This window comes from Bradyrhizobium genosp. L (assembly GCF_015624485.1).
Classification (GTDB): domain Bacteria; phylum Pseudomonadota; class Alphaproteobacteria; order Rhizobiales; family Xanthobacteraceae; genus Bradyrhizobium.
In genome coordinates this window covers 3,308,254-3,321,332 of sequence record NZ_CP061378.1, presented here as the reverse complement: position 1 = coordinate 3,321,332, position 13,079 = coordinate 3,308,254, and the positions used below count along the sequence as shown (strand labels likewise).

The 13,079-nt window shown below is 63.5% G+C and carries 13 protein-coding genes and 1 pseudogene; 7 read left to right on the top strand and 7 right to left on the bottom strand.

Features of this window, described 5'->3' with window-relative positions; translation table 11 throughout:
- Positions 1-4: 4 nt before the first annotated feature.
- Entirely contained in the window at positions 5-751 is a 747-nt protein-coding gene (locus IC762_RS15435) for an SDR family oxidoreductase (RefSeq protein WP_195789619.1), read from the bottom strand.
- A gap of 116 nt (positions 752-867) precedes the next feature.
- Here IC762_RS15435 and IC762_RS15430 point away from each other — a divergent pair, with 116 nt between their 5' ends.
- Both IC762_RS15430 and IC762_RS15425 read left to right on the top strand, forming a co-directional pair.
- Complete coding sequence (locus IC762_RS15430; RefSeq protein WP_195789618.1) at positions 868-1,767, top strand: LysR family transcriptional regulator; 900 nt, start codon at positions 868-870, stop codon at positions 1,765-1,767.
- A gap of 281 nt (positions 1,768-2,048) precedes the next feature.
- Positions 2,049-2,207: pseudogene (locus IC762_RS15425) on the top strand (IS5/IS1182 family transposase); the annotation flags it as partial.
- A gap of 34 nt (positions 2,208-2,241) precedes the next feature.
- Here the strand turns inward: IC762_RS15425 and guaA are convergent.
- Positions 2,242-3,837 (bottom strand): glutamine-hydrolyzing GMP synthase, encoded by a 1,596-nt coding sequence (gene guaA, locus IC762_RS15420; RefSeq protein WP_195789617.1) that lies wholly within the window; start codon positions 3,835-3,837, stop codon positions 2,242-2,244.
- A gap of 266 nt (positions 3,838-4,103) precedes the next feature.
- Between guaA and IC762_RS15415 the strand changes: the two genes are divergently transcribed.
- Positions 4,104-4,436: a DHCW motif cupin fold protein gene (locus IC762_RS15415; RefSeq protein WP_195789616.1), complete on the top strand. Its 333-nt coding sequence runs from the start codon at positions 4,104-4,106 to the stop codon at positions 4,434-4,436.
- A gap of 111 nt (positions 4,437-4,547) precedes the next feature.
- Here IC762_RS15415 and IC762_RS15410 read toward each other — a convergent pair whose 3' ends face one another.
- The gene (locus IC762_RS15410) at positions 4,548-5,000 is read right to left on the bottom strand and encodes a winged helix-turn-helix transcriptional regulator (RefSeq protein ID WP_195789615.1); all 453 of its coding nucleotides are present in this window, start codon (positions 4,998-5,000) and stop codon (positions 4,548-4,550) included.
- Positions 5,001-5,106: 106 nt separating this feature from the next.
- On the opposite strand from IC762_RS15410, the gene IC762_RS15405 reads away from it, so the two are divergent.
- Complete coding sequence (locus IC762_RS15405) at positions 5,107-6,357, top strand: MFS transporter (RefSeq protein ID WP_210338449.1); 1,251 nt, start codon at positions 5,107-5,109, stop codon at positions 6,355-6,357.
- 89 nt (positions 6,358-6,446) lie between these two features.
- On the opposite strand, the gene IC762_RS15400 is transcribed toward IC762_RS15405, so the two are convergent.
- Positions 6,447-7,745, bottom strand: coding sequence for an RsmB/NOP family class I SAM-dependent RNA methyltransferase (locus IC762_RS15400; RefSeq protein ID WP_195789613.1), 1,299 nt, complete (start codon positions 7,743-7,745; stop codon positions 6,447-6,449).
- A 22-nt stretch (positions 7,746-7,767) separates the two neighbouring features.
- Positions 7,768-8,190: an MAPEG family protein gene (locus tag IC762_RS15395; RefSeq protein WP_195789612.1), complete on the bottom strand. Its 423-nt coding sequence runs from the start codon at positions 8,188-8,190 to the stop codon at positions 7,768-7,770.
- A gap of 172 nt (positions 8,191-8,362) precedes the next feature.
- On the opposite strand from IC762_RS15395, the gene IC762_RS15390 reads away from it, so the two are divergent.
- Both IC762_RS15390 and IC762_RS15385 read left to right on the top strand, forming a co-directional pair.
- Positions 8,363-8,749 carry a hypothetical protein gene (locus IC762_RS15390; protein WP_195789611.1) on the top strand — a complete coding sequence of 129 codons (387 nt, stop codon included), beginning with the start codon at positions 8,363-8,365 and terminating at the stop codon, positions 8,747-8,749.
- Between the two features lie 239 nt (positions 8,750-8,988).
- Entirely contained in the window at positions 8,989-9,828 is an 840-nt protein-coding gene (locus IC762_RS15385) for a metallophosphoesterase family protein (protein ID WP_195789610.1), read from the top strand.
- A 6-nt stretch (positions 9,829-9,834) separates the two neighbouring features.
- On the opposite strand, the gene IC762_RS15380 is transcribed toward IC762_RS15385, so the two are convergent.
- Positions 9,835-10,146 carry a hypothetical protein gene (locus tag IC762_RS15380; RefSeq protein ID WP_246801576.1) on the bottom strand — a complete coding sequence of 104 codons (312 nt, stop codon included), beginning with the start codon at positions 10,144-10,146 and terminating at the stop codon, positions 9,835-9,837.
- 97 nt (positions 10,147-10,243) lie between these two features.
- Complete coding sequence (locus IC762_RS15375) at positions 10,244-11,266, bottom strand: NADP-dependent oxidoreductase (protein ID WP_195789609.1); 1,023 nt, start codon at positions 11,264-11,266, stop codon at positions 10,244-10,246.
- Between the two features lie 831 nt (positions 11,267-12,097).
- Between IC762_RS15375 and IC762_RS15370 the strand changes: the two genes are divergently transcribed.
- Positions 12,098-13,015: a hypothetical protein gene (locus tag IC762_RS15370; RefSeq protein WP_195789608.1), complete on the top strand. Its 918-nt coding sequence runs from the start codon at positions 12,098-12,100 to the stop codon at positions 13,013-13,015.
- The last annotated feature ends 64 nt before the right edge of the window (positions 13,016-13,079 follow it).

Below are 13,079 nucleotides of genomic sequence, written 5' to 3'. Positions count from 1 at the left end.
GAGCTCAGAGCTCCTGCTTCGTCGGGCGGTACAGGATCTCGTTGATATCCACGTCCTGCGGCTGGCTCAGCGCGAATGCGACCGCTCGCGCGAAAGAGTCCGCGGGCACCGCGACCTGCGCATAGAAGCCACGCAGACGCTCGGCAGCCGCGGGATCGCTCACGCTGTTTGGAAGCTCGGTCGCCACGGCCCCCGGCGAGATCACCGTCGTCCGGATGTTGTAGGGCTTCACCTCCTGCCGCAGGCCTTCCGACAGCGCGCGGACAGCGAACTTGGTCGCCGCGTAGACGGCGAACCCCGGCCCGACCCGGTGGCCGGCGACGGACGAGACGTTGATGAAGTGACCCGCCTTCTGCCGCTGCATGTGCGGAAGAGCGGCGGCGATGCCGTACATCACACCCTTGATGTTGACGTCGATCATCCGGTCCCACTCGTCGATCTTCAATTGCTCGAGGGGAGCCTGGGGCATCAGGCCGGCGTTGTTGATCATGACGTCGATGCGGCCGTAGGCCTGCACCGCCGAGTCGACGAGCGCCTTCACCTGCTCGTGGCGGATCACGTCGGTTTGCAAAGCCAGAGCTTTCCCGCCGCGCGCCTCGAGGTCCTTCGCCAGCCCTTGGAGGCGATCCGCCCGGCGGGCACCGAGTACCACCGTTGCGCCGTGCGCAGACAGGAGGCGCGCGGTGGCTTCGCCTAGCCCGCTGCTCGCTCCCGTCACGACCACGATCTTGTCCTTGATTCCTTCTGTCATAGGTCCTTGCCTTCATTTCTGCAGACGGCACCGCTGATGTCTGACCAAACCTAGGACTTCCGCCGGCCGGCGATTAGGTGATAAATTCCGCATGCAGTCATTAGGATGGCTTATCAATGAATCGGGAAGACGCGAGCGATCTCCTCGCGTTCCTCGCAGTAGCGAGGGAACGCAGCTTTACGCGTGCCGCGGCAAAGCTCGGCATGACGCAATCCGCGCTTAGCCAGATCATCCGGAGCCTGGAGGAAAGGCTCGGTGTGCGACTGTTGAACCGAACGACGCGGAGCGTCACGCCAACTCAAGCGGGGGAACGGCTGTTCCTAAGCGTCGGCCCCAAGTTCACCGACATGGATGCCGACCTCGCGGCGCTTAGCGAACTTCGCGAAAAGCCTGCCGGAACCGTCCGGCTGACGGCGACGGAGTTTGCCGCCACCGAGATCCTGCTGCCGGCGCTGGGAAAGATCCTGCCCAAGTACCCAGACATCCATGTCGAGGTAGTCATCGACTATGGGCTCACCAATATCGTGGCGCAGCAGGTTGATGCGGGCATCCGTCCCGGCGAGCTCGTCGCCAAGGACATGATTGCCGTGCGCGTCAGCCCCGACCTACGGATGGCCGTCGTCGGCTCGCCCTCCTACTTCGCCGAGCGCAAGCGGCCGAAGACGCCCCAAGATCTGACCCACCATAACTGCTTCAATCTTCGTCTACCGACCCATGGCGGCAGTCTCTACGCTTGGGAGTTCGAGAAGAACGGGCGGGAGCTCAATGTGCGCGTGGAGGGACAGCTGGTGTTCAACAGCGCGAGCCTTCTTTTGGACGGAGCGCTCAAAGGCTTGGGTCTTGCCTACCTCACGGAGGGGCACGTGCAGCCGTACGTTTCGGAAGGCCGACTAGTGAGAGTGCTGTCTGATTGGTGCCCGCCGTTCTCTGGCTACCACCTCTACTATCCCAGCCGGCGGCAACCTTCGCCCGCATTTTCGCTGTTGGTCGAGGCTCTTCGGCACCGCGGGAAATAGCAGGGTGCTCGGAGCTGGAGCTCCGGACGCCCCGCCCTTCTGTACGATCAAGTACGCCGCAATACGCCCTTGGTGAAAACGCGGTGGATTACCAACCTCGACCGAGATAAGCCAAGCTCACTGCTTCGGTCAGCGTCCTCAATGCGAAAGCAAGCGAGAACAACTCCACCACGTGTGCACCTATAAACCCGGCGTCTTGTGACCGTGACTACGTCCGCTTTGCTCCAGTAGCGACCAAGCTCGTGCAGGCAGCGCAGCATGTCGCAATGCGCCAACAAGATCTCTACCGCGCCCGCAACCGGGTCAAGCGGTTCTTCAACAGGAACAAACAATGTCGTCGGGTTGCAACGCGCTACGACAAACTTGCCGCCAACTGCCTCGCCTTCGTTCAACTCGCATCAATCAGGCTTTGGCTGCGCCTTAACGAGTCCGCGTCCTAGACTACACAAAACGTCGCGACAGCAGCCGGCCGCCCTACTCCCACTCAATCGTCCCCGGCGGCTTGCTCGTCACGTCGTACACCACCCGGTTCACGCCCTTCACCTCGTTGATGATGCGCGTCGCGGTCTCGCCCAAAAACTTCATCTCGAACTGGTAGAAGTCCGCCGTCATTCCGTCGGTCGACGTCACGGCGCGCAAACCCACGACGTATTCATAGGTCCGGCCGTCGCCCATCACGCCCACGGTCTTGACCGGCAGCAGCACCGCAAACGCCTGCCAGATCGCGTCGTAGAGGCCGTGTTTGCGGATCTGGTCGATGTAGACGGCATCGGCGTTGCGGAGGATGTCGAGCTTTTCGCGTGTGATGTCGCCGGGGCAGCGGATGGCGAGGCCGGGGCCCGGGAACGGGTGGCGGCCGACGAAGATCTCGGGCAGGCCGAGCTCGCGGCCGAGCACGCGGACCTCGTCCTTGAACAATTCGCGCAGCGGCTCGACCAGCTTCATGTTCATGCGTGCCGGGAGGCCGCCGACATTGTGATGCGACTTGATGGTCACCGACGGGCCGCCGGTGAAGGAGACGCTCTCGATCACGTCGGGGTAGAGCGTGCCCTGCGCCAGGAATCCGGCACCGCCGATTTTTTTCGCTTCCGCCTCGAACACGTCGATGAAGAGGCGGCCGATGGTCTTGCGCTTGGCTTCCGGGTCGGTGACGCCTTCGAGTTCGCCGAGGAATTGCTTGGATGCGTCGACGTGGACCAGCGGGATGTTGTAGTGGTTGCGGAACAGGTCGACGACGGTCCTGGCTTCGTCGAGCCTGAGCAGGCCGTGATCGACGAACACGCAGGTGAGCTGGTCGCCGATCGCCTCATGGATCAGGACCGCCGCCACCGCGGAATCGACGCCGCCGGAGAGGCCGCAGATCACCTTGCCGTCGCCGACCTGGGCGCGAATCTTCTCGATCGCCTCCTCGCGGAAGGCGCGCATGGTCCAGTCGCCGGCAAGCCCCGCGATCTTGCGGACGAAATTGCGGATCAGCTTGGCGCCGTCGGGCGTATGCACCACCTCGGGGTGGAACATCAGGCCGTAATATTTGCGTTTCTCGTCCTGGATGATCGCGAACGGCGCATTCGCGGAGGTGCCGGCCACCGTGAAGCCGGGCGGCATCCTGGTGATGCGATCGCCATGGCTCATCCACACCTGGTGCTTCTCGCCAAAACCCCAGACGCCGTCGAACAGCGCGCTGTCGGTCTTGACCTCGACATCGGCGCGGCCGAACTCGCGGTGATGTCCGCCCTCGACCTCGCCGCCGAGTTGCGCTGCCAGGGTCATCTGGCCGTAGCAGATGCCGAGCACGGGAACGCCGGATTCGAAAATCAGCTGCGGGGCGCGCGGCGAGCCGCTTTCATGCACCGATTCCGGGCCGCCGGAGAGGATCACCGCCTTCGGCTTCATCTCGTTGAAGGCGGCTTCGGCCTTCTGGAACGGCACGATCTCGGAATAGACGCCCATCTCGCGGACGCGGCGGGCGATCAGTTGCGTCACCTGACTGCCGAAATCGACAATCAGAATCTTGTCATGCGCCGAGGCCACTGGTGGCGTCGACTCGCGGTTTTTCGATGCGGCTGTCATGGCAAGCCAATACGCTGGTACGCCCGCCCCCGCAACCGCGGCCGACCGCGCGCCCACATTCTTCTTTGGGCATGGACAGATGCATAAAGGTCAGTAATATTGACCTAGTTTGGCCAGAATGAAGATGGGAGGAAAACTACTGGGGTGAGCTGGGCAAATCGTAGGATGGGTAGAGCGAAGCGAAACCCATCATTCGCGCCGCATGCGAGGCCGATGGGTTTCACTTAGCTCTACCCATCCTACGCGTCCGCGATTGGAACCTTGGCATGAAAATCCCCGCCCTGCCCTTCACCGTGACCGACTGGAGCAAAGTCGCGCCGAGCGTGCATCCCGGCGAGACCGGCCAGGCGCTGTGGCGCACGCTCGACATCGGCGATCTCCGGGTGCGGATGGTCGAATATTCGCCGGGCTATCTCGCCGATCACTGGTGCGATCGCGGCCATGTGCTGTTCGTCGTGCAGGGCGAGCTCGACACCGAGCTGCGCGACGGCCGCAAATTTACGCTGAAGTCCGGCATGAGCTACCAGGTCTCCGATTTCGGCGACGCCGCGCACCGCTCGTCGACGACGATGGGCGCGACGCTGTTCATCGTGGATTAGGGCATCGGAGGGTGGGCAAAGGCGCACTTGCGTCGTGCCTGCCATCCACGGCGTGCTCGCGATGATAGGCACGCTTGCGCTTTGCCCACCCGACGAAGCTACGCGCTGTGGCTAGCGCTTGCGCGTGCCGACCTTCTTCACCCTGGTGTCGGACCATTTCAGCGGCCGCCCGGCCTTCGACGGCAACACCAACGGCCCGACCTGCTGCCCGGCCCGATCCAGCAGCACCGAATGCGCCTCGCCGCGGGCGAAAAGATGCGCCTCGCCCCATTGCCGCAGGCTGACCACGACGGGAAACAGATCGTGTCCCCGCCTGGTCAGCGCGTATTCCTGATAGGCGCTGCCGTCGGAGGCGGCGACCTGTTCGAGCACGCCAAGCTCCACCAGCTTGCGCAGCCGCGCGGTCAGCATGCCCTTGGCAATGCCGAGATTCTTCTGGAAGTCGCCGAACCGGCGCACGCCGTCGAACGCGTCGCGCACGATCAACAGCGACCACCAGTCGCCGATCGCATCCAGCGCGCGCGCCACCGGGCACTCGGCCTTGGCGAAACCGGTGCGCCTCATCGCAGGCCTCTCCCTTTCTTCACGATTTGATGTGGTCTCAACATAGGACTAGACAGCGCTCCGCGCAACTGGTCTCATCATAAGACCAGCTAGACGGGAGACCATGATGGCGAACCGGGATGCAATTCGCGCCGCACGCGCGCAGAGCGACGGCGCGGCAGCAGGCGGCCTCTCCTCCGCGATCACCCTGCTGTTCGCGGTCGCCTGCGGGCTGAGCGTCGCCAACATCTATTTTGCGCAGCCGCTGCTCGACACCATGGCGCGCGATCTCGGCATCACGCCGGCGGCGATCGGCATCGTGGTGACGCTGACCCAGATCGGCTACGCCTGCGGCCTGATCCTGATCGTGCCGCTCGGCGATCTCCTGGACCGCCGCCGGCTGATCACGGGCCAGACCCTGCTGTCCGCGCTCGCGCTCGCCATCGTCGGCACGGCGTCGAACGCCGCGGTGCTGTTCGTCGGCATGGTGCTGGTCGGATTGCTCGCCGTCGTCATCCAGGTGCTGGTCGCCTACGCCGCGACCCTGGCGGCGCCTGCCGAACGTGGACGCACCATCGGCACCGTCACCAGCGGCGTGGTGTCGGGCATCCTGCTGGCGCGCTTTGCCGCCGGCGCACTGGCCGATCTCGGCGGCTGGCGGATGGTCTATCTGACGTCGGCCGCGCTGACGCTGGTGCTTGCGGCGCTGCTCGCTTTCGCCCTGCCGCGTCAGCAAACATCGGTGCTGGCCGGTTCGTCCTACGCAAAGCTGCTGCGCTCGACGTTACAGCTGTTCGCGCAGGAGCCGATCCTGCGCGAGCGGGCGGTGTTCGCGATGCTGGTGTTCGCGAGCTTCAGCGCGTTCTGGAGTTCGATCGTGCTGCCGCTCGCCGCGCCGCCGCTGTCGCTGTCGCATACCACCATCGGCATGCTCGGGATCGCCGGCCTCGCCGGCGCGCTGGCGGCGCGCAATTCCGGCCGCCTCGCCGATCGCGGCTGGGCGCAGCGCGTCACCGGATTGTCACTGCTGCTGATGCTCGCCGGCTGGGCCCCGATCGCCTGCCTGCACACCTCGCTCTGGCCAGTCGTCGTTGGCGTCGTGATGCTCGATCTCGCGGTGCAGGCGGTGCATGTCACCAACCAGAGCCTGATCGTCGCGACGCGGCCGGACGCATCGAGCCGGCTGATCGGCGGCTACATGGTGTTCTATTCGATCGGCAGCGGGCTCGGCGCGATCGGTTCGACGATGGCGTATGCGACGGCGGGGTGGATCGGCGTCTGCACGCTCGGTGCGGCCATCAGTGCGTGTGCGCTGCTGTTCTGGATCATCACGGTGAGCAGGATGCCGGTGGCGGCGGCGGCTTGCTCAGTGCCGTAGGGTGGGCAAAGCGCCAGCGTGCCCACCATTCTTGCACCGCCTCGTGATGGTGGGCACGGCGCTGCGCGCCTTTTGCCCACCCTACGCAGTTACGCCTTCTTCAGCACCGAGACGAAAAATCCGTCCGTTCCCGTGCGGCGCGGCGTCATCAGCCAGCCTTCGTCGGATTGCAGCGCGGCCTGCGCAAATTCCTCGGCCTTGTCCCACAGCACGCCCGCCGTCTGCTCCGGCGGCTGCACGGAAAACTCCGGATGCTGCGCCACGAAGGCCCTCACCTGCGCGCCGTTTTCTTCAGATAGCACCGAGCAGGTGATGTAGGCGATGCGGCCGCCGGGCTTCACCAGCGGCGCGGCGCGAGCGAGCACCTCGGCCTGGTCCTTCAGCCGCACCTCGAGCGCGCCGGGGCGCATGCGCCATTTGGCGTCGGGGTTGCGGCGCCAGGTGCCGGTGCCGGTGCAGGGCGCGTCGATCACGACGAGGTCGGCGGAGGCCTTGATGTCGGACAAAATCTCCTCCTCGCCGCGCGGCGTGCGCACCTCGCAATTGTGCACGCCTGATCGAGACAGCCGTTCATGGATCGGCGCCAGCTGGCGCTTGTCGTGATCGGTCGCGATCAGCCGGCCCTTGCCGTCCATTTGCGCGGCCAGCGCCAGCGTCTTGCCGCCGGCGCCGGCGCAGAGGTCGATCACCTGCTCGCCGGGTTTTGCGGCCGCAAACAGCGCGGCGAGTTGCGAGCCCTCGTCCTGCACCTCGATGGCGCCCTTGATGAAATCCTCCTCGGCATGGATGCCGGGATTGCGCGCGTCGGCGCCGAGCGCAATGCGCAGGCCGAGCGGCGACCACGGCGTTTCCGTCGCGCCCAGATGCGACAGCCGCGGCAGGACCTTCTCGCGCTTGCCCCGCAGCGTGTTGACGCGCAGGTCGAGCGGTGCCCGGCTCGCCATTGCGGTCGCCTCCGCCACGCGTTCGTCACCGAACACCTTTGCCAGATATGGATCGAGCCAGTCCGGATAGTCGCCGGCAATCGGCGCCGGCGCATCGTCGAGCGAGCGCGAGGTCAGCGCCGCCTGCTCGGCATCGGTCAGCGGTTCCGGCGCGAACCGGCCGCCGTCACACAGCGCCGATATGGTGGCGAGGTCCATGCCGCGCTCGAGCCTGAGCATGCCGAGCACGTGCGACCGCGCACTGTCGTCATCCATCAGATAGGCCGCGGAGGATTGCCGGCGCAGCACGTCCCAGATCAGGCCTGAGATCGCGGCGCGGTCGCCGGAACCGGCATAGCGGTGCGCGGTGCCCCATTCCTTCAGCGCTTTCGCCGCGGGAATGCGCTGGGAGTCGATGGTGGCGATCAGCTCGATCGCGGCGGAGAGCCGGGCAGCGGGGGTCATCAAGGTCTTTCGGTTTGATACGTCAGAGCAGAAGCAGCAGCTTCAGCGCGAAATAGAGCCACATCGCGGCCAGCACCAGCACGCCGGCGAACCAGGCGAGCGAACGCGGCCGCACGTCGTTGGAGGTGACGAAGACCCCGGCATGGGCGAATCGCGTCACCACGAACACCCAGGACATCAGCACGATGAACAGATCGGCACGGCGCAGCGGCAGCGCAATGGCGATCAGGACATAGAACAGCACCGGCAGCTCGAGCTGGTTGGCGAAGCAGTTGCCGAGCTGGGTGGCGCGGGCCGGCCAGTTCGGCTGGCGCAGCGCGATATCAGCCATTTTGGTCTCGCCGCTCGACAGCGAACGGGTGCGCGTCACCGCCATGCCGAACAGGAGCGCGAAGGTGAGCCCGATCTGGATGAAGACCGGCAGCAAAACCATTTGAACTGACATCAGAATCTCCCTCGGCGGCAGCGCCGAGGCGCCCCTCTTAGCGGCAGCCACCGCGCAACACAATGAAGAGCCTGGCTGAGCCGCTTGAACCGGCATCCGAGCTCCGGTGACCAACGAGTGACCAACTCTTGGGCGTTATGGCGGTTTCAATCCCCTTCCGCGGATGCGCGCGATGACCATCACCTCCCCGATCCCCGACGGCGTGGCCCGCGTGGCCGAGATCCTCACCGGCGTCGTCAACTCGCTGTGGAAGGCGATCGGCTGGTTCGACGATGCGGTGGACGGCGGCCTCGGCATGGTGATGTCAGGCCTTGCCGGCGTCGCCGCAGCACTGCTGGTCGCGCTCCTGGTCTCGATCTATCTCCGCTCGGGCTACCGCTCGACGCGCGACATCATCGCGCACGGCCTCGCCGCGGCGCTGCTGCTCGGACTGCTCGGCTTTGCCGCCTACGACCTCAGGCACGACGCGCTCGCCTATCTCGGGCTCAACGCCTCGGCGCCGGCCATCAAGCTGGAAATCCGCAGCCCCGTCAGCCAGTGGCGGTCCGGCTGGCTCTGACACGCGGCTGACCATCGCTCTCGCCATTGCCGCCCTCGCCGCGCTGGACGTAGAGGTTCACGCGACGCCGGCCGACATCGAAGGCACGCTCGATATCAAGAGCGCGCGGCGGATCTGCTTCGACGGCAATTAGCACTTTGTTTGAAACATGATCTCAAGCGACGCGCGTTATTCGTGCAACGCGGCGTCATCGTTCCGACTTCGCGGCGGCCTATGATCGCAGCGAAAGGAACGATGCAATGACCCAATTTCGTCTCACCCAAATTTCCGACACGCATCTTGCGCGACGCTTTGCGCTGCTCACCGACAATTTCCAGAAGATCAGCGCGCACATCGACGCGACGCGGCCCGACCTCGTGATCAACACCGGCGACGTCTCGTTCGACGGCCCGAACAGCCGCGAGGATATGGTCTTCGCGAAGGAATTGCACGACGCGCTGCCGGTCGAGTGCCGCTATCTGCCCGGCAATCACGACATCGGCGACAACCCGACTGCGGTTGCACCGGCGCCGGCACAACTGCCGACGAAGCAAACCTGTGGCGCCTTCACATCCGTTTTCGGCCATGATCGCTGGAGCTTCGAGGCGGCCGGCTGGCGCTTCATCGGGTTGAACTCGCTGATCATGAACACCGGCCTCGACGGCGAAGCCGCGCAGTTCGACTGGCTCGCGAGCGAGCTCGACAAGACCGCGGGCAAGCCGGTGGCGCTGTTCATCCACAAGCCGCTGTATCGCGAACTGCCCGACGATGCCGAGCAAACGGCAACCTCATTCCGCTACGTGCCGCAGCCGGCGCGGCAGCGGCTGATCGAGATGTTCGGCAAGGTCGATTGGCGGCTGGTCTGCAGCGGCCATGTGCACCAGCGCCGCGACTACACCTTCGGGCGCGTCCGCCACGTCTGGGCACCGTCGGCCGGCTTCACCGTCCCCGATGCACGGCAGGAAACCATCGGCATCAAGGAGACCGGCCTGGTCGAGTATCGCTTCCAGCCCGACAGTTTCGAGGTGCGCCATGTCAGGGCCAAGGGCCAGCTCGACGTCGACCTGGACGTGCTGCTCCGCGGCGAGCCAGCGCATTGAGCAGGTTCAGGTCCGCGCGGCGTCCTGCAGGTCCTGCTTGATGACCGTGAGCAGCGCCTGCAGCGAGTCCTTGCTGGGCTCAGGCGTTGCTTCGGCCGGCCGCATGCGCGGCGCGGGAGCATGGGAAGCAGCGCGAGGAGCGACCCGTCGCACCGGCCCCGTGTCCAACTCTTGCTGGACGAAATGGCCGTGCAAAACGTCGTCGCGCCGGCCCATGACGAACATCGTCACCCAATAGCCGACGGCGAGCAGGATAATCCCGAAAAGAACAGCTTCAAAAATCATGGCTACACCTGAAATATAGCCATATTGATTCAACTGCTTGGGTTCCCGGTCAAGCGTTTGGGGGCAAAAATGCCCCCAAATTCAGCCAGTTGTGGCGTTTTTGATACGTTTCTGCGCGGAATGAGAGCCCTCAGGCCTTATCCGGCCCGACCCGGACCAGCTGCTTGCCGAAATTGGCCCCCTTGAGCAGGCCCATGAAGGCCTCCGGCGCGCTGTCGAGCCCCTCGGTCACGAACTCCTTGTACTTGACCTTGCCGTCACGCACCCATTGCGACATGTCGCGCAGGAAGTCGCCATGCATCGCGGCGAAGTCGCTGACGATGAAGCCGCGGAAGGTCAGCCGCTTGGTCAGGATGTTGCGCATCATCGCGCCGGCCCATTTTGGCGCATGCGCCTCGGTGTCGTTGTAATGCGCGATCAGGCCGCACACCGGGATGCGCGCGAAGGCGTTGAGCAGCGGAAACACTGCCTCGAACACCGCGCCGCCGACATTCTCGAAATAGACGTCGATGCCCTTCGGACAGGCCTCCTTCAGCTTCGCCGCGAGGTTGGGATCGCGATGGTCGAGGCACTCGTCGAAGCCGAGCTCGTTCTTGACGTAGGCGCATTTGTCCTTGCCGCCGGCAATGCCGATCGCGCGCGCGCCCCTGATCCTGGCGATCTGGCCGACCGCCGAGCCGACCGCGCCGGAGGCGGCCGCGACCACCACGGTCTCGCCGGGCTGCGGCTTGCCGATCTCGAGCAGGCCGGTATAGGCGGTCATGCCGGGCATGCCGAGCACGCCGACCGCGGTCGAGATCGGCGCGATCTTCGGATCGATCTTGGCGAGGCCCTTGCCGTCGGACAGCACATGGGTCTGCCAGCCCGCGCGCGACAGCACGATGTCACCCTTGGCAAAGCCAGGATTGTTGGACGCGATCACCTCGCTGACCGTGCCGCCCTCCATCACGCCGCCGACCGGCACCGGCGCGGCATAGGACGGACCGTCGGCCATGCGGCCGCGCATATAGGGATCGAGCGACAGCCAGATGGTGCGCAGCAACACCTGCCCGTCGCCCGCCGTCGGCGGCGTGTAGTCCTCGATCTTGAAGTTGGCGGCAGTGGGCTCGCCATGCGGACGCGAGGCGAGAACGACGCGCTTTCCTTGGGACATCAGGATTTCCTCAGATTGATTGGTTTCGTGGCGGACACGTAGTCATGCAATCCGGCTCCCCGCAAGGGAGACGGATTTGCTGTTTGACGTGCGTGTTGTTTGAAATGTTGTTTGAATGATGAGCCTCATGCCGTGAGGCATTCGAATTACGAACCGCCGGTGCGCTACTGGGGAATTTCAAGATAGCGCAAATCTCCAAAAGCTACGGAGCGTGAATTCAGGCGGCCGTGCAGCTGACGATTAACAAGAGACAGACAGTTGGGCAGAATCGGAAAAGATAGGTGACGTCACCGCACGCACTCACCGATATCTAGGATGGGAGATGGGGAGGGTAGATAGCCTAGATAACGCCTATCCACAGCATCGATACGAAAAGAGCCCCCCCGATTGACTCGGGGGGGCCCTTGGTCTAGAAGATACCTTGAACCAGAACCGCAACCTCAAAAAGTGTTAGCCGCACTCCAGAGGCCCGATTTAGGTCCCAACGCGGAGTCAGAAGTCCTCTCAACGTTGGGGGTGGTGACGAGGCTAGAGAATGCCGTCGCACGCATGACCGTGTGAAACGTAGCACAGGCCCCTTTTCCCTTCAAGAGGACCCCCTCTTACCGCGAGGTAAGAAATGTCACGTGTGCCCAGGTCAGACCGTCCGAAGGGACGACGAGACCGGCATTTCCCCGTGAAAAAGCCTGCTTTCTTTCGCCGGCTCTAATCTGGTCGCAGGCGGTTAACGGTGCCGACAAAAAGCAAGCGTGATGCTGCTTATGTCGGGCGGCAAATTAGCAAAGCGGTGCGGAGGAAACTCCGCACCGACTCCTCACAAAGGGGAAGATCATGAACATCATTCTGAAGCCCAAGCCATTTCCGCCGACAGGCTTTTCTAGCCAACCCGGCCCAGGGCCAATTCCACCTCAGGCGTCTAGTTCAGATGCACCGGCGGAAACGGCCACGGTAGCTTCAAAGCCAGATAAGGCTATCTCTAAGGCGAAGGCAAAAGTCGTGAAAAAGCCCACAGTCAAACGGGAACAGTCCTCAATTGCTTTCCCGTATATGGACCTTGATGCGGCCATTTCAGTTGCTCGCTCCATTGCTACAAACGGTGGGCGTCCCCATACGCGCGATCAATTGGCAGGAGCCATGAACCAATCATCGTTGAGCGGCGCATTCATCATGAAGTTGAGTGCAGCTCGGCAATTTGGATTGGTTGATCTTGCAGACGGCAAGTTTAAGCTGACTGATCTTGGGTTCTCGATCGTCGATAAAAGCGAAGCGCGCGAAAAGGAAGCCCGTGTTCGGGCATTTCTGAGCGTAGAATTGTATCGGAAAATTTATGAGGAGTTTAAGGGCAAGCAGCTGCCCCCACGCCCTCTCGGTCTGGAGCAAACGTTCGTTGATATGGGCGTTGCACCAAAACAAAAAACCAATGCGCGCCTTGCGTTTGATAGGTCTGCAAAACAAGCCGGCTTCACGTCTCTTGATCCGGACAGACTAATCGAACCGATGCTGAATGCAGTCGGAAATGTACCGGTTGCAGCTAGTGTTGGAAAGCTTGAAGCGCCAATGTCTTTCGGCGGCGGCGCAGGCAGCGCCCATCTGGACCCATTGATCGTTGGTCTCCTAGATCGGCTCCCTTCTCCGGGCAAACCTTGGTCCGAAGACAAGCGAAGGAAATGGATCCAAACCTTGGAAGCCAATTTGGAGATGATATATCCAATTGATCTGCAAACGACCGGCTCCGACGACACGCCATAGTCATAAAGCCCAGCCCTTTTGCTGGGCTTTTCTTCGTCTTGATTTTTTGTGGCAAGTTTTTCCT